The sequence below is a fragment of the Tardiphaga sp. 768_D3_N2_1 genome, assembly GCF_052076105.1.
Classification (GTDB): domain Bacteria; phylum Pseudomonadota; class Alphaproteobacteria; order Rhizobiales; family Xanthobacteraceae; genus Tardiphaga.
In genome coordinates, this window is the sequence record NZ_CP197245.1 from 2,583,675 (window position 1) to 2,599,766 (window position 16,092).

Genomic DNA, 16,092 nt, shown 5'->3' on the forward strand with positions numbered 1-16,092 from the left:
TCCTACATTGTGGTCGGACGCGGCGTGCCCTCATGGGACGTCGCCGCCTCTTCATCTTCACCGTGCTGGACCTGTTTCGCGGGCATGCGCTTCAGCACGAACACGTAGAACACCGGCACGAACAGCACCGCGAGCACGGTGGCCGAGATCATGCCGCCGAGCACGCCAGTGCCGATAGCGTTCTGACTTCCGGCGCTGGCGCCCGTCGCGATCGCCAGCGGCGTCACGCCAAGAATGAACGCAAGCGACGTCATCAGGATCGGACGGAAGCGGAGATAGGCCGCCTCGATGGCCGCCTCACGCAGCGACTTGCCTTCGGCATGCAGCTCCCTGGCAAATTCCACGATCAGGATGGCGTTCTTCGCCGACAGGCCGATGATGGCGATGAGGCCGACCTTGAAATAGATGTCGTTCGGCATGTCCCGCAGCATCACCGCGAGCAGCGAGCCGATGATGCCGAGCGGCACCACCAGCATCACCGACAGCGGAATCGACCAGCTCTCATAGAGCGCTGCGAGCAGAAGGAACACGAACAGCACGCTGAGCCCGAGCAGGAACGGCGCCTGATTGCCTGACTCGATCTCCTGCTGCGACTGCCCGGCCCATTGATAGCCGAAGCCATCGGGCAGTTGCGCGACCAGCCGCTCCATTTCCTTGATGGCGTCGCCGGACGAATGACCCGGCGCGGCATCGCCGGCGATGCGGATCGACGGATAACCGTTGAACCCGACCACCTGCACCGGCCCCTTCGCCCATTCGGTGCGCGCGAAAGCCGACAGTGGCACCATGCCGCCGCTGGCATTGCGGACGTTCAGCTTCAGCAGATCGCCGGCCTGCATGCGCCGATCGTCCTCCGCCTGCACGGTGACACGCTGCATGCGGCCTGCATTGGGGAAGTCGTTGACATAGGACGAGCCGAGGCTGGCCGAGACCGTCGTGTTGATGTCGGCAAACGAGACGCCGAACGTGTTGGCCTTCTCGCGGTCGATGACAAGATTGAGTTGCGCCGAATTGGACAAGCCTTCGATGCGAAGCCCGACCAGCACGGAACTCTTGGCTCCCGCCGCCATCAATTGGCTGGCCGCAGCGGACAATGCGGCGGAGCCACGGTTGCTGCGGTCCTGCAGGCGGAAGGTGAAGCCGGTGGAATTGCCGAGGCCTTCGATCGGCGGTGGCGACAGCGCAAATGCAGTCGCATCGCCGATCTTGGCGAATTCGGCGTTAGTACGGTTGACGATGGCTGGTGCGGCATCCTTCGTCCCGCGCTCGCTCCAGTCCTTCAGCGTCGGGAATGCGATGCCGGAGCTGAGGCCGTTACCGGAGAAGCTGAATCCCAGCACCGAGAATACGCTGGCGACACCCTCCTCCTTCATGAACACGGTCTCGACCTGCTTTACCGACTCCAGCGTGCGCGTCTGGCTCGCTTCCGGTGGCGCCTGGATATCGACGATCACATAGCCCTGGTCTTCGGTCGGCAGGAAGCCGGACGGCAGCCGCACGTAAGCCCAGCCGAGCCCGACCAGCAGCGCGAGATAGACCACCATGATGCGTCCGGTGCGACCGGTCGCCCACACGACGGCCGACCGATAGCGTCCAGCCAGCGCGTCAAATCTGCGATTGAACCAGCCGAAGAAGCCGCCCTTCTCGTGATGCCCCTTGGCGATCGGCTTCAGGAACGTGGCGCACAATGCCGGCGTCAGCGTCAGTGCCAGGAAGCCCGAAAACAGGATCGATACCACCATGGTCAGGCTGAACTGCCGGTAGATGATGCCGACCGCGCCCGGAAAGAACGCCATCGGCACGAACACCGCCGTCAGCACCAGCGTGATGCCGACGATGGCGCCGCTAATCTGCTTCATGGCCTTGCGCGTCGCCGCGCGTGGCGACAGGCCCTCCTGCGCCATCAGCCGCTCGACATTCTCCACCACGACGATGGCGTCATCGACGAGAATGCCGATCGCCAGCACCATGGCGAACATGGTCAGCACATTGATGGAGAAGCCGGTCGCGAACATCACCGCGCAAGTACCAAGCAGCGCGATCGGCACCACGATAGTCGGGATCAGCGTGTAGCGGATGTTCTGCAGGAACAGGAACATCACGATGAAGACGAGGCCGATGGCCTCCGCCAGCGTGTGCAGCACCTTCTCGATCGACGCCCTGACGAAAGGCGTTGTGTCATAGGGGATCTCGTAGGTCAGCCCCTTCGGGAAGAACTTGGCCAGTTCCTTCATCTTGGCATTAACCGCCTCGGAGGTCGCCAGCGCGTTGCCGGTCGCCGACATCTGCACGCCGATGGCCGCTGCCGCCTTGCCGTTCAGGCGGCTGGCGAAATTGTAGTCCTCGCCGCCGACCTCGACCCGCGCCACGTCGCGCAACCGCACCGACGATCCGTCGCGATTGGCGCGCAGCACGATGGCAGCGAACTCATCGGGCGTGCCGAGTTGTCCCTTCACCAGCACCGGTGCCGAGACTTCCTGCGAGATCGGGTTCGGCGTCGCGCCGATGCGCCCCGCCGAGACCTGTGCGTTCTGCGCCGCGATCGCGGCCGTAATGTCCGCAGATGTGAGACCGAGGCCGAGCATCTTGTCGGGATCGATCCAGACGCGCATCGAACGCTGCGTGCCGAACAACTGGGCCTTGCCGACACCCGGCACACGGCGGATTTCGCTGAGCACGTTGCGCGTGATGTAATCGCCGAGGCCGATACTGTCGATCGAGCCATCGATGGACTGCATGGAGATGAACAGCAGGAAGGCAATCGAGCCTTCCTCCACGATGATGCCTTGCTGCGTCACCGCGCGCGGCAGCCGCGACTCCACGCGGCGGATGCGGTTCTGCACATCCACCGTCGCCTGCGCGATGGTCGTGCCCGGCTGGAACGTGACGTCGATCTGGATCGCACCGGTCGCATCTGCCGTGGACTCGAAATACATCAGGCCGGGAATGCCGTTGAGCTGATCCTCGATCAGGCGCGTGACGCCCTGATAGATCTCCTCCGACGACGCGCCGGGATAACTGGTGCTGATGGCGATGCGCGGCGGCGCGATGTTCGGATATTGCGCCACCGGCAGCGACGGGATCGCGAGCGCGCCGGCAATCATGATGAAGATGGCGACCACCCAGGCAAAGATCGGCCGCGCGATGAAGAAATTGGACATCTGCGCGCGCCTTACTTTGCTGCCGTCTGGCTGCGCCATGGCTTTGGATCGACCAGTGCGCCCGGTGCCAGCGTCTGGAAGCCTTCCACGACGACGCTGTCGCCAGCATTCAGACCGCTCTTGATGATCCAGCGACCGTTGACGAGACGCGCCGGTGTCACGCTGCGCAACTCGGCCTTGCGCTCGGCATTGATCACATAAAGCTGCGCCTGACCGCCGGGATCGCGCTGCAACGCGCGCTCGGGCACCGACAGCGCGTCCTTCTGCTCGCCCTGTACGATTTGCACGCGCACATACATGCCGGGCAGCAGATCGCCATCGGGATTGGGGAATTCACCGCGCAGGGTGATTTGCCCCGTCGTTGCATCCACCGCAGCTTCGGAAAACAGCAGACGACCTTGTTGGGCATATTCCGAGCCGTCATCGAATTTGAGCCGGACATCTGCCGAGGCAACACCCTGCTCCCTGGAACTCGCCTGCGCGGCGCGCTTCAGCGTCAGAAGTTCGTTCGCGGATTGCGTAAAGTCGGCATAGACGGGTTCGAGTTGCTGGATCGTGGCCAGGCTCTCGCTGCCGCCCACGGTCACAAGCGCACCTTCGGTGATCAGGGCCCGCCCGATGCGTCCAGTGATTGGCGCGCGGACTTCCGTATATTGCAAGTCCAGTTGCGCAGCTTCCAACCCTGCACGGGCGGAAGCTTCATCGGCCTCGGCCTGCGCAAGCTCGGCAACGGCGCGGTCATAGAGCTGGCCGGTGGTGACATCGCGCTCCCTCAGCTGCGTCTGTCGCTCGGCCTGCTGTTTCGCAAGTACGCGGGTGGCTTCGGCGCGCTGCAGTGCTGCCTTGGCGCTGTTCACACGTACGCGGAAGGGCGCTGGATCGATGCGATACAGTACATCGCCCTCGTGCACGATCGTCCCCTGCTTGAACACGCGCTCGATCAGGATGCCAGCAACCCGGGGGCGCACCTCGGCAATCCGTGTCGGGGCAATACGGCCCGGCAGATCATTGACGATCCGAAGCGTCTCCGGGACCACGGACACCACGCTGACCGCCACCGCCGGCGTCGCCTGCCCCGAGGCGGCCTGCTTGTCGTCACCGCAGCCCACCAGCATCAAAGACAGCGCCAATGCTCCGGCGGCACGGACATGAAACATCGACTTCTCAAACACTTACGTCACCATTGATTGGATCTTGCCGGCATCCCGCTGCGGCGCGGACGGCCCCAAAACACGTTCGACTCGCAGAGTCGGAATGGAAACATACCGCGTGGTTGGTTTCTTTACAACCCAATATTCCGCATTGCAGCAACGCCCGTTGCTCCTCCGATTGCACTTGCCAGTGGAGATGCCGCTCGGCCAGATGACTGCATGAGCGAAGCCTATGAACGCAAGAAGCAGCCTGAACTGGTTAGACGCACCCTGATTGATTGCGCCGCGCATCTGGCAATCGAACGCGGGCTACAAGCCGTCACGGTGCAGGCAGTCGCCGACGCCGCCGGTGTCACCAAGGGTGGTCTGTTTCATCACTTCCCCAGCAAGGAGAAACTGATCGACGCGGTGCTCAAGGATCAGATTGACAAATTTGACGCCGCCATCGAAGCAACGCTCGCACAGGATGGCCAAGGCTATGGTTGCTTCACCCGTGCCTATATCGTCGCGACATTTTCGATGGCGGAGTTTGCACCTGCCCTCGAATCCACTTGCGTCGCGCTGCTCACCGAGCCGGTCGCACGCAAGCAATGGTCCGACTGGCTGCGCGCGCGCCTCGCGCGCCATCACGACACGGATGCCGCACCGCAGCTGGAGATCGTCCGCTACGCTGCCGATGGCGTCTGGCTTGCTGACCTGCAGCAAGTGCCTGCGGATTTGCGCATGGACCGGGAGAAGCTGCGCAGCCGTCTGATCGCAATGGCAACGAAATAGATCTCACCGGTCAACATATGCATCCAGGGTAGTTCAGCACCGCGTTTGGTGACGATGTTTGATACGAACACATCTTCTATCTCCGCATCACCCGACGATCGCGAGATTCCCGTGACTGACACACTGCCCGCTACCGCGCTCCATCCATCCTTCTTCAAGCTCCTTAGCGGGAGCTATCTCCGCACCGTCGGGAAGCCCCTGGTGGCGCCTGGGCAAGATGCGGCATGGCTCTACAGCGACGCACCATTCGCGGTGCTCGCACATAACACCGAGACCGATCCGGTGTTCATCTATGCCAATCGCACGGCGCAACGTTGCTTCGAATACAGCTTCGACGAATTCATCACCATCCCGTCGCGCCTCTCGGCAGAAGCGCCGAACCGCGACGAGCGCCAGCGCCTGCTCGACGCGGTCGCGCGCAACGGCTTCATCGACAATTATCGCGGGTTGCGGATCGCGAAGTCCGGCCGGCGCTTCTGGATCGAAGGCGGTACCGTCTGGGAGCTGAGGGACGAGAACGGCGAGCGACTCGGTCAGGCGGCGCTGTTTACGTCATGGACGGATCTGTGAGCGCAGCAGCTACGACGTCGCCAGCGCCTCGCGCAGCGGCCGGCGCAACTGTCCGTTGGCATCGGCAAGGCTCGCGAGATAGTCGGCCGCCTCGGTGATATCGGCAACGATCTCGCGCTCGGCGGCGTCGGCATCGCCCGCGACGATGGCCTTGAGCGCCGCCGTGTGGTGATCCCAGCCCTTCAGGAGTACGACATATTCGGGGATCACGAAAGACAGCACCGGGCCGCAGCGCAGCCACATATTCTCGATGGTCTCCACGAGGATCGGGATGCCCGACATCGCATAGATCTCGAAGTGAAACTGGCGATGATAATCGAGATAGCTTTCGAGATTTTTTGCAGCGATCAGCGATTGCATCGTCGCCAGCAGTGACTTCAGACGTTCGAGCCCCGCAGTATTACGTCGCCTCGCGGCTTCCCGCGCCGCCTGCCCCTCCAGCGCACAGCGCACCACGGTCAGATCGGCGAGCTCGCGCGCAGTCAGATGCGGGACGATCGCCGCATTGCGCGGCCCCTGCTGCAACACGCCCTGTGCGACCAGCCGCGTGACGGCGTCGCGCACCGGCGTGATCGAGGTGCCGAAGCTTTCCGCAAGCGCGCGCAATGTCAGCACCGTTCCCGGCGCGAAACGGCCAGCCAGCAGCGCGTCCCGGAGCTGCGCATGCGCCAGGTCCCAGAGCGGTTCGCGTTCGATCCGTTTCAATGCGGTCATTCTGTGCTCGCTACCTCACCCTGCCGAGTCCCGCAAATTTCGTGCCCCGCAAATTCGTGCCCCGCAACCCGCGGCGCATTGTTCCATTGACCCGTTAAGATGTTTGTTATAACAAACACCAAAAATGGGAGGAAAACAAATGTTCGTTCAACGCGTCAGCTTTGCCGCGCTCGGATTGGTATTGGGATGCTGGTCCCTGCCTGCTCACGCGCAATCCGGCTTTCCGCAGAAAGACATCACCTTCATCGTGCCGTGGAATGCCGGCGGCTCCAACGACGTGGCCGCGCGTGCGCTGGACCCGATCCTGCGCGAACACGGCATCAAGATCGTGATCGAGAATGTCGTCGGCGCCACCGGCGTCATCGGCATGAAGCGCGTCGCGAGTTCTGCGCCGGATGGCTACACGATCGGCATGGGGACCAGTTCGACGCTGGCGCTGATCGCCCAGAACAAGGCGAACGGACTCACCAACAGCAATTTCACCCACATCGCGCGCGTCTCGACCGATCCCCTGATGCTGCTCGTGCCGTCCACCGGCACGATCAAGGCCCTTCCCGACTACATCGCCAACATGAAGGCGAAGCCCGGCAAGGTCACCATCGGCACACCCGGCAACTACAATCTCAACCACATCTTCGCATCGATGACCGCACGCGCGGCCGGCGTCGACTATGTCAACGTTCCCTATACCGGCGGCTCGAAAGTCGTTGCCGATCTGATCGGACAACATGTCGACTCCGGCGTGCTCAAGCCGTCGGAAACCCTCGGCCAGATCCAGGAAAAACTGCTCACGCCGATTGGCATCTTCGCCAATGAGCGGCTCGAAATGTTCCCGGATGTCCCGACCTTCAAGGAAAAGGGCATCGACGTTTTCCCTTATGGCCCCGTCGTGCAAATGGCCTATGTGGTCGGGCCGGCAAACCTGCCTGACGATGTCCGCACCAGGCTGACCACCGCATTCCGCGCCGCCATCCAGGATCCGCGCTTCAAGGAATTCGCCAAGAAGAACGTCTTCTTGGTCGACGACGTTACCGGCGACGCGCTCGCCAAGGAAGTCGACGGCGTCGCCGCCGCGATCGGCAAGGTCGCAGCCCAAACCTTCCCGAAAGAATAAACGCTGCCGGCACCCGCCGGCTGCTTCCACCCGACTGATCTCGACGAGGACACCCCATTGAACATCAAGAAAATCACATGCCATGTCGTCGCCGCTCCCGTGCAGCGTCCGTTCACGTCGTCACGCGGCTGGCTCTACAAGACGCGCGGCACCTGCCTCGTCGAGATCGAAACCAGTGACGGCATCGTCGGCTGGGGCGAATGCTACGGCCCCTCTGCTGTTGCCAAGGCCTTCATCGATACCCAGCTTGCACCGCGCGTCATCGGCCGCGATCCATTCGACGTCGAGGTGATCTGGGAAGACCTCTATAACCGGATCAAGGATTACGGCCCCAAGGGCATGTCGATCGCCGCCATCAGCGGCATCGACATCGCGTTGTGGGATATCATCGGCAAGGCCTGCAACAAGCCGGTGCACAAGCTGATCGGCGGCGCCTTCCGCACCGAAGTCGATTGCTATGCGACCGGCCTCTATTTCACCGACATGGAACGCCTGGTCGATGAGGCCGTCGAGGAAGCCGTTGGCTACAAGAAGGCCGGCTTCAAGGCGATCAAGATGAAGATCGGCCTCGGCTCCATCAAGCGCGACTACGAACGCGTCAAGGCCGTGCGCGAGGCCATCGGCTCCGACATCAAGCTGATGGTCGACGCCAATCACTGCCTCACCGTGCCTGCGGCCATCAAGCTCGGCCGCAAGCTCGAAGAGCTCGACATCGAGTGGTTCGAGGAGCCGATCTCGCCGGAAGATATCGACGGCTATATCGAAGTGACGCGCGCGCTCGACATGGCGGTTGCCGGTGGCGAGAACGAATTCACCCGCTGGGGTTTTCGCGATGCCATCGTGCGCAAAGCGATGGACATCGTACAGCCGGACGTCTGCGCCGCCGGCGGCATCACCGAATGCAAGAAGATCGCATCGCTCGCCAGCACGCACGGCGTCGAATGCGTGCCCCATGCCTGGGGCTCGGTGGTCGGCCTCTCCGCCACCATCCACTTCCTCGCCTCGATCCCGAACCAGCCGCCAAGCCTGTTCCCGATGCCGCCGATGCTCGAATTCGAACAGGAGGAAAACCCGTTCCGCGATCATCTCGCGGTCAAGCCGATCCAGCAGGTGAACGGCGTCATTGCGGTGCCTGACGGTGCCGGCCTCGGCATCGAGGTCGACCGCGCGGTCATCGACAAGTATCGCGTCGCGTGATGGCGAGGTCGCAATCATGAAATTCGTGACCTTCGTCGAGTCAGGCCTGACACGCGCTGGCGTGCTTGTCGGCGACGCCACACGTCCAACCGATATCGTCGTCGATCTGGCCCACCCGGCGATGCGGGCGGGCCTGAACGGCATCGCGCCGCAGATTCAGGCCTTTCTCGATGCAGGCCTTGGCAAGGTCGTCAGCATCATCACGGCTCATGGTCTCGCCGACGCCGCTCGGCTGACGGCAGACAAGGTAACGCTGCTTGCACCGCTCCCCGCACCGCGGCGCATCTTCGGCATCGCGCATAACTATCGCGATGCCGTGGCCGAACGTGGCATCGCCGCACCGGCGGAGCCCGTGCTGTTCATGAAAGCGCCACGAACGACAATCGCCGCGGGACGCGCGATCATCCTGCCTGCAGGGATCGGCGGCGTCACCTATGAGGCCGAGCTCGCCGCCGTGATCGGCAAGCGCGCGGTGAACGTGCCGAAGGAGCAGGCACTCGAATATGTTGCCGCCTATGGCTGCTTCAACGACATCAGCGCCAGCGAGATGATCAAGGCCGACGGCAATTTCGACCGCGGCAAGAACATTTCGACCTTCGGCCCCTTTGGTCCGTTCCTCGCGTCATCAGACGAGATCGCCGATCCGCAGGCACTACAGGTGTCACTGACGATCGACGGCAAGGTGCTGCAGAGCGGATCCACCAAGGACATGATCTTCGGTGTCGCCGACCTCGTCTCCTGGCTGTCGCATCGCGGGCCGCTCGAACCCGGCGATGTCATCGCGACCGGAACACCCGCGGGCGTGGCGGCGATGCACAAGCCGCCGGCCTGGCTGAAACCGGGCTCGACTGTGACCGCCAGTGTCGAGCACCTCGGCCAGCTCGCCAATCCCATTACCGAAGGACCGGCTTTCGATGCCTGACATGCCCACGATTCTCCTGACCAATCCGATGCATGCCGATGGCGAGGCCATCCTGTCCCCGCATGCGCGGCTGATCACGGCACCCGACACCAAACCGGACACGCTGCGCGCCTTCGCCAAGGATGCCGATGGAATCATCGTACGTGCCAAGCTGCCCAACGACATCGTCGATCACGCGCCGCGTCTGAAGGGCATGGTCCGTCACGGCGTCGGCCTCGATTTCATCCCTGTCGATGCCGCCACCGCGCGCGGTGTCGCCGTCGCCAACCTTCCCGGCAGCAATACGAGTGCCGTCGCCGAATATGCGATATCGGCCCTGCTGCATCTGCGGCGTCCGATCCATCTCATGAACGCGCTGATGCGCGACAAGGGCTGGGGTGCAGCACGCGCAACCACGGACAGCTTCACCGAACTGAACGGCGCGACGCTCGGTATTCTCGGCGTCGGCACCATCGGCCGCCGCGTGGCGCGGATCGCCAGTCAGGGCTTCGGCATGAAGGTGATCGGCACGTCTCGGCGAAAGGGATCGCTGCCGGCTGACATCGAGGACGTCTCGCTGGATCAGTTGTTCACACGCAGCGACGCGCTGGTGATCTGCTGTTCGCTGACGGATGAGACGCGCGGTCTCGTCAATGCTGCACGCATCGCGCAGATGAAGCCGGATGCGGTGCTGATCAACGTGTCGCGCGGCGCCGTCGTGGAGAATGCACCGCTGATCGGGGCGCTCAAATCCGGCAAACTCGGCGGCGCAGCGCTGGACGTGTTCGACATCCAGCCCCTGCCCGCCGATGACGCGCTGTTCGATTGCCCGAACCTGCTGCTGACGCCGCATGCGGCGGCGCTCACCGCCAGCAGCAGCCGCGGCATGGCTGTCGGCGCCGCCGAAGAAATGCTCCGCATCCTGCGCGGCGAACAACCACTCAATCTCGTCAATCCCGGTCACAAGGCAGCGTGAGGCTCCCATGAAGATTACTGCAATCAAAGCCGTTCCGATTTCCTACCGCGTGCCGCAGGGCCAGAATGTCCGCCTCGGCATTGGCCGCGCCGTCAAGCGCGATGCCGTGCTGGTGAAGGTCACGACCGATGAAGGCGTCACCGGCTGGGGCGAAGCCCATCACGGCCGCTGCCCGGGTGCCATCGCCAAACTTATCGATACGACGATTGCCGAACTCGTCACCGGCATGGATGCCATGAATGTCGTCGGCGTCTGGCACCGCGTCTATCAGATGCAGCTCTCCAGCCACGGCATGGGCTATGCCGCCGCCATGGCGCTGAGCGGCCTCGACCTCGCTTTGTGGGACATCCGCGCCAAGGCTGCCGGCTGGCCACTCTACAAGCTCCTCGGTGGCGCCTCGAAGCCGATCAAGGCCTATGCCGGCGGCATCTCGCTGGGATGGCAGGCGCCGGAGTCGCTCGCCGAGGAAGCGCAGGGTTATGTTTCGCAAGGCTACCGCGCGGTGAAGCTGCGCGTCGGCGACAATCCGCGTGACGACGTGGCGCGTGCCACCGCCGTGCGCAAATCCGTCGGCGATGCCATCGAGATCCTCGTGGACGCTAACACCGGCTACACGCTGGACGACGTCCGCCGCGTGATGCCGGCCTATGACGATCTACAGATCGGCTGGCTCGAGGAGCCGTTCCCGGCGCTCGACTATCGTTCCTATCAGGCCGCCGCCGCCATGGGCTCGACACCGCTTGCTGCCGGCGAAAACCATTTTACCCGCTACGAATTCAACCGCCTGATAGAAGATCGCGCTGTCAGCTTCGTGCAGCCGGACCTGTCTAAGACCGGCGGTGTGACGGAGTCGATGCGGATCGCCGGCATGACCCAGGCGTGGAAGCTGTCGTTCAATCCGCACACCTCGGCGACCGGCATCAACATGGCGGCCACCATCAACGTCCTCGCCGCTGTCGAGGACCCCGGCTATTTCGAAGGCGACGTCGCCAAACACAATCCGTTCCGCGACGAGGTCGGAGGCATTCCCTACAAGCTCGATGCCAATGGCTGTGTCGCGCCGTCGGAGATCGCGGGGCTCGGCGTCGAGATCGACGAAGCCTTCATCAACGCTCACCCACTGATCGAAGGTCCCTGCTATGTCTGATCCGCGACGGGTTGAAGTTGTACTACGCGCCCAGCGTTTCGTTCACTTCGCCTGCCGCGCGCTCATTCTCCTGCTGGCCGGCACTGCCTGCGTTCATGCGCAGGCAACCGCGCCCGCGGGCGAGACCTATCCCAGCAAGACGATCAAATACATCGTCCCCTATCCGCCCGGCGGCTTCAACGACACGCTCGGGCGGATCTTCGCGCAGAAACTGCAGGACGCCTTTGGCGTTCCTGTGGTAGTCGAGAACCGGCCCGGCGGCGGCACGCTGATCGGTACCGAAGCGGTCGCCAAGTCCGCGCCCGATGGCTATACGCTGCTCGGCGTCGCCTTCCCGTTCGGCTCCAATCCGAGCATCTACAAGAACCTGCCCTATGACACGGTGAAGGATTTCACACCGCTTGTCTTCGCCGGACAGACGCCGAATCTGCTGGTGGTGAAGCCGTCGCTGCCGATCAATTCCGTCAAGGATCTGATCGACTACGCCAAACAGAATCCCGGCAAGGTGACTTATGGCTCCACCGGCATCGGCTCCTCGAACCATCTGTCGATGGAACTGTTCAAGAGTCTCGCCGGCATCGATATCGTGCATGTTCCCTACAAGGGCAGCGCGCCGATGGTGAACGACATGCTCGGCGGTCATATCGATGTCGCCTTCGACAACACACCCAATGTGCTGCCGCAGGTGAATGGCGGGAAACTTCGTGCCCTTGGAGTGAGCAGCAAGACGCGATCAACACTCGCACCCGACGTTCCGACTGTCTCGGATGCCGGCGTAGCCGGTTACGAGGTCAATGTCTGGTTCGGCGTCGTCGGTCCTGTCGGTATGCCCGAGGAGATCGTGCGCAAGCTCAATGGCGAGATGAATGCGATCCTCAAGCAAGAGGACGTCAGGCGTCGCTTCATCGACCAGGGCGTCGAACCCGTCGGCGGCACGCCCGCGCAATTCGCGAATCAGATCAAGACCGAGATCCAGAAATGGGCCAGGGTCGTGAAAGACGCCGGTATCAAACCGGAATAGAGCGCCAGGTGATCCGCCGCCGCATTGCCATTGACCGACGTTCAAAACGCGCCGTTTCGGCCGACGCGTTTGACCATGTTGCCGATCACGCTTTCGTCTATCGCGGCTTGCGCGAGCGGTCTGCCATTAAAACACCGCATGATTTCCGCTATAGGACATCATGACGGTTTTACGACAGCACCGAGTCCAGTGGCGATTGATCGCCCCGCTTCCGGCATTTGCCGCGTTGCTGCTCGCGCCGGGCCTCGCCATTCACTGGGGCTTTCTGCCGTTCGAATATCGTATCCCCGCTTTGCTGCTGGTGTCCGTGCTGTGCATCGCGCTGTGTCTGCTGGCGGGCTTCTCTGTCGCGGAACTCGGCCTCAGCCGTCCCTCTGACATCAGCCACTGGCTATTCTGTGCCGCGATCACGGCGGGCATTGCGGCGATCATGGTGGCGCAAACGCGGTTCCTCACCTTCGACCACAAACCACCGGTCTGGCTCAGCTTCGCGCCCTTCTATGTTCTGGTCTCCAGCCCGTGCCAGGAGGTCGTGTGCCGGTCCATACCGAAACTGATGACCGATCGACTGCAGGTCAGGCCCTGGACCTATGTGATCTATTCCTCAGCGGTGTTCTCGCTGATCCACATTGCCTATGGCGACAATGTGCTGCTGCTCAACACATTCCTGGTCGGCATCGTCTGGGGTTTCGCCTATCTGCGGATGCGCAACATCTGGCCTGTCATCCTGTCGCATGCGGCCATCGGCACACTGGCATTCTCGCTCGGCATCGCCTGAGGCTAGCGGTCGTATCCGCCGCCAAAGCTGCTCTTGATCTGATGCAACAGCGTCAGCACCCAGCACAATGCGAAGGAACCCGCGAGGCCATAGGCGGTGCGGCGATCGATCACCGACAGGCCGGTCCACAGATAGATCCGATAGAGCCAGAGTCCGGCGAGACCGACGCCGAGCAGACAGACCAGCAGCTTGACGAAGCGCGCATTGGCGACGCCCACCGCGGCAAACAATATGGTCAGCGGCACCAGAAACAGCTGGCAGATGGCGATCAGGCTTTCGTTCACGGGCAACTCCAGAGAATCGCAAAAGGCGACTCAGCGCCGGAGCTTAGGCGGCGAATTTGAAACAAATGGTTGCAAAATGGTGCGACAGGAAATCGCTGTTGTGGGCTTGATGAACCCGCCTGTGCCCGCCGCGACAAAGGATCATGACACCTTCCTGGCCTCGCCCCCTCCGTACACTCATCACACCATTCGCCGCAGTCGTGATGATGCTCGCCGCACTCACGTCGCATGCGGCGGCACAGCAGCCCTGCACCACCGACCCGCTCGCACAATATGCCGAGGTGCGATCCACGCTTGCCGACGTCGCTAGACGCGGTCTGCGCGGCCGGCACTATTACGAGATCACGTTCAGGACCTCGTTCGACGGTGTCATCGTGCCAGATGCCCAGCGCGCCAAATATCCCGAAGACATGACGTTCGTGCTGCAGCACCAGTTCGAGCGACTGAACGTCACCGCGGATCGCTTCAGCGTCGACCTATGGTTCAAGGGGATCAAATCGCGCGTCACGGTGCCATTCAACGCTGTCACCTATTTCGTCGATCCCTCGGTGAATAACCGGCGCGAATTCGATCCGGGGACGAACGCGCGTAACTGCGACAGGCCGTAGTCAGCCAGGCTGATCAGAAGCACATGTTGGTGACCACGTTGCCGCGCTTGTCCTTGACCACATAGGGACACCTGATGCGTTCCAGCGCCTTCTTCGCATCTTCATCGCCAAGGGCTGCGGCTTTCTCATAATAGGCTTTCGCGGCATCCTTATCCGACGCGCCACCGCGGCCACTTTGCGCGAACGCGCCCATGCGTTCCAGTGCGCCCGCATGGTTCTGTGCTGCCGCTTTCTCGAACAGGCCGCGTGCCGCAACATCGTCTTTCGCGCCGCCGATGCCTTCCGACAGCATCATGCCGAGCTGATACTGGGCCTCGGCATTGGTCTCCGCAGATTTCGCCAGCAACTGCCGTGCACGCATCGGGTCAGAACCCGCGCCTGCGCCGCCCGACAGCGCTGCAAGATTGCTGACGCCACGCGGATTGCCGGCTTCGGCCGCGCGCTCGAACAGTTTTCGCGCCTGCGCCTCGTCGCGCGCAACGCCCGTCCCGTTGCCATAGGCGACGCCGAGCTCGACCATAGCCGAGGTGCTGCCCTTGTCCGCCGCCTTGCGCCACGCCGCGAGCGCCTTCGCAACCTGTGCATTCGCCGCGTAAGCGCGTCCAAGCTGGAACATTGCACGGCGCGACCCGCCAGACGCGGTCCGGCAGAATTTGATGGCGGTGGCGATATCGGCTTTCGCGATCTCGGCCACGCCCTTCACATCGGCAGGCTTGTCGGGATCAGCAGGATCGGCCGCAAGCCGATCGCACAGGACCAGGTCGGCGGACTGGGCCTGCGCACCCGACGGCGCGGACAGGACAGCCAGTCCGGCGGCGACGCCGAGCAAACAGATCAGAGGCGTCACGCCGATGCGTTGTGTGCCGATACGCAGTGTCATGGGTTTTGCCGCCATCCGGGTCATTCGCCGGCAACATTAGGGACAGGCGCGCACCCCATCAAGCCGCGCACTTGCCTGGAACTCATACGGCCTTGCGGATCAGCTTCAGCACGGCCTGCAAGCGCAGGCTCCGCTTCCCGGCCAGCGCCGTGGCTTCCAGCTCGGCGCCGGCTTCGTCGCAAGTGCCGGAAAAGCCGATACCGATTTCATAGCCGCCGAAGACCGGGTTCTCGCCCTTTGCCGGCGTGTGCTCCTGATTGAGCATCTCGCCCTTCCAGCGCCCGTCGGCCGAGGAATAGGCGCCGAGATAATAGAAGAACGCGTCCCCGCCGAGGATGCGGCCGTCATGCAGCAACATCACGCCGTTGAGCCCGCCATCAATGCCGTCGAGTGTGCGCAGATGGATCGAATAAAGCCCGTTGGCGATGCCACCCGCACCGATCGGCCCGGCCGGAGGCATCTCGCCGTCATCGATCGTCGTCATGACCGACTCGAATTTCGCACCCGGCATCTGCGGCGACACGCCCTGAAATCGATAGGTGTCACCATCGGGCCGGCCTGTGACGCTGATGGTCGCCACATCATGGCCGAGCAGCGATGGATAATTGGGATCGTTCATGTGACGGCGGCTCTCGATCTCCGCCACCACCTCGTCACCCCGGAGCTCATAGCTGCCGATATGGGCAAAAGCGGAATTGCCGCCGAGCATGCTGCCATGCTCGACGAACATCACGCTGCGACCAACCGCCTCATCAACGCGGTATTCGCATTTGTAGAAACCTGTCCTCAACCCGTCATTCCCCTGCAGCGCCTTTC

Annotated in this window: 16 protein-coding genes; 10 read left to right on the forward strand and 6 right to left on the reverse strand. The window is 62.9% G+C overall.

Annotated elements, in window-relative coordinates:
• Positions 1-2: 2 nt before the first annotated feature.
• Together AB8A27_RS11970 and AB8A27_RS11975 are read right to left on the reverse strand one after the other, a co-directional pair.
• On the reverse strand, positions 3-3,161 hold the full coding sequence (locus tag AB8A27_RS11970; protein ID WP_441242095.1) for a multidrug efflux RND transporter permease subunit: 3,159 nt from the start codon (positions 3,159-3,161) through the stop codon (positions 3-5).
• An 11-nt stretch (positions 3,162-3,172) separates the two neighbouring features.
• On the reverse strand, positions 3,173-4,318 hold the full coding sequence (locus AB8A27_RS11975; RefSeq protein ID WP_441242096.1) for an efflux RND transporter periplasmic adaptor subunit: 1,146 nt from the start codon (positions 4,316-4,318) through the stop codon (positions 3,173-3,175).
• A 30-nt stretch (positions 4,319-4,348) separates the two neighbouring features.
• On the opposite strand from AB8A27_RS11975, the gene AB8A27_RS11980 reads away from it, so the two are divergent.
• A complete protein-coding gene (locus AB8A27_RS11980; protein WP_441242097.1) occupies positions 4,349-5,086 on the forward strand; it encodes a TetR/AcrR family transcriptional regulator in 738 nt (245 codons plus the stop codon).
• A 111-nt stretch (positions 5,087-5,197) separates the two neighbouring features.
• Positions 5,198-5,656: an MEKHLA domain-containing protein gene (locus tag AB8A27_RS11985; RefSeq protein ID WP_441242098.1), complete on the forward strand. Its 459-nt coding sequence runs from the start codon at positions 5,198-5,200 to the stop codon at positions 5,654-5,656.
• Between the two features lie 9 nt (positions 5,657-5,665).
• Here AB8A27_RS11985 and AB8A27_RS11990 read toward each other — a convergent pair whose 3' ends face one another.
• Entirely contained in the window at positions 5,666-6,370 is a 705-nt protein-coding gene (locus AB8A27_RS11990; RefSeq protein ID WP_441242099.1) for a GntR family transcriptional regulator, read from the reverse strand.
• Between the two features lie 139 nt (positions 6,371-6,509).
• Between AB8A27_RS11990 and AB8A27_RS11995 the strand changes: the two genes are divergently transcribed.
• The 7 genes from AB8A27_RS11995 (at position 6,510) to AB8A27_RS12025 (ending at position 13,504) form a co-directional block, all read left to right on the forward strand.
• Entirely contained in the window at positions 6,510-7,484 is a 975-nt protein-coding gene (locus tag AB8A27_RS11995; protein ID WP_441242100.1) for a Bug family tripartite tricarboxylate transporter substrate binding protein, read from the forward strand.
• A gap of 57 nt (positions 7,485-7,541) precedes the next feature.
• Positions 7,542-8,681, forward strand: coding sequence for a mandelate racemase/muconate lactonizing enzyme family protein (locus AB8A27_RS12000; protein WP_441242101.1), 1,140 nt, complete (start codon positions 7,542-7,544; stop codon positions 8,679-8,681).
• A gap of 16 nt (positions 8,682-8,697) precedes the next feature.
• Positions 8,698-9,603, forward strand: a complete 906-nt coding sequence (locus tag AB8A27_RS12005; protein WP_441242102.1) for a fumarylacetoacetate hydrolase family protein — start codon at positions 8,698-8,700, stop codon at positions 9,601-9,603.
• 1 nt (position 9,604) lies between these two features.
• On the forward strand, positions 9,605-10,558 hold the full coding sequence (locus AB8A27_RS12010) for a hydroxyacid dehydrogenase (RefSeq protein WP_441242103.1): 954 nt from the start codon (positions 9,605-9,607) through the stop codon (positions 10,556-10,558).
• A gap of 7 nt (positions 10,559-10,565) precedes the next feature.
• Positions 10,566-11,705, forward strand: coding sequence for a mandelate racemase/muconate lactonizing enzyme family protein (locus AB8A27_RS12015; protein WP_441242104.1), 1,140 nt, complete (start codon positions 10,566-10,568; stop codon positions 11,703-11,705).
• Positions 11,698-12,726, forward strand: a complete 1,029-nt coding sequence (locus AB8A27_RS12020; RefSeq protein WP_441242105.1) for a Bug family tripartite tricarboxylate transporter substrate binding protein — start codon at positions 11,698-11,700, stop codon at positions 12,724-12,726. Before AB8A27_RS12015 ends, AB8A27_RS12020 begins: the two co-directional genes overlap by 8 nt.
• Before the next feature lie 160 nt (positions 12,727-12,886).
• Positions 12,887-13,504 carry a lysostaphin resistance A-like protein gene (locus AB8A27_RS12025; protein ID WP_441242106.1) on the forward strand — a complete coding sequence of 206 codons (618 nt, stop codon included), beginning with the start codon at positions 12,887-12,889 and terminating at the stop codon, positions 13,502-13,504.
• A 2-nt stretch (positions 13,505-13,506) separates the two neighbouring features.
• Here the strand turns inward: AB8A27_RS12025 and AB8A27_RS12030 are convergent, their stop codons facing one another.
• Positions 13,507-13,788, reverse strand: a complete 282-nt coding sequence (locus tag AB8A27_RS12030; protein ID WP_092143777.1) for a hypothetical protein — start codon at positions 13,786-13,788, stop codon at positions 13,507-13,509.
• A gap of 143 nt (positions 13,789-13,931) precedes the next feature.
• Here AB8A27_RS12030 and AB8A27_RS12035 point away from each other — a divergent pair, with 143 nt between their 5' ends.
• Entirely contained in the window at positions 13,932-14,396 is a 465-nt protein-coding gene (locus AB8A27_RS12035; RefSeq protein ID WP_441242107.1) for a ClpXP protease specificity-enhancing factor SspB, read from the forward strand.
• Between the two features lie 13 nt (positions 14,397-14,409).
• Here the strand turns inward: AB8A27_RS12035 and AB8A27_RS12040 are convergent, their stop codons facing one another.
• Entirely contained in the window at positions 14,410-15,276 is an 867-nt protein-coding gene (locus tag AB8A27_RS12040) for a tetratricopeptide repeat protein (protein WP_441242108.1), read from the reverse strand.
• 82 nt (positions 15,277-15,358) lie between these two features.
• The gene (locus AB8A27_RS12045) at positions 15,359-16,066 is read right to left on the reverse strand and encodes a GrlR family regulatory protein (protein ID WP_092144588.1); all 708 of its coding nucleotides are present in this window, start codon (positions 16,064-16,066) and stop codon (positions 15,359-15,361) included.
• Between the last annotated feature and the right edge of the window lie 26 nt (positions 16,067-16,092).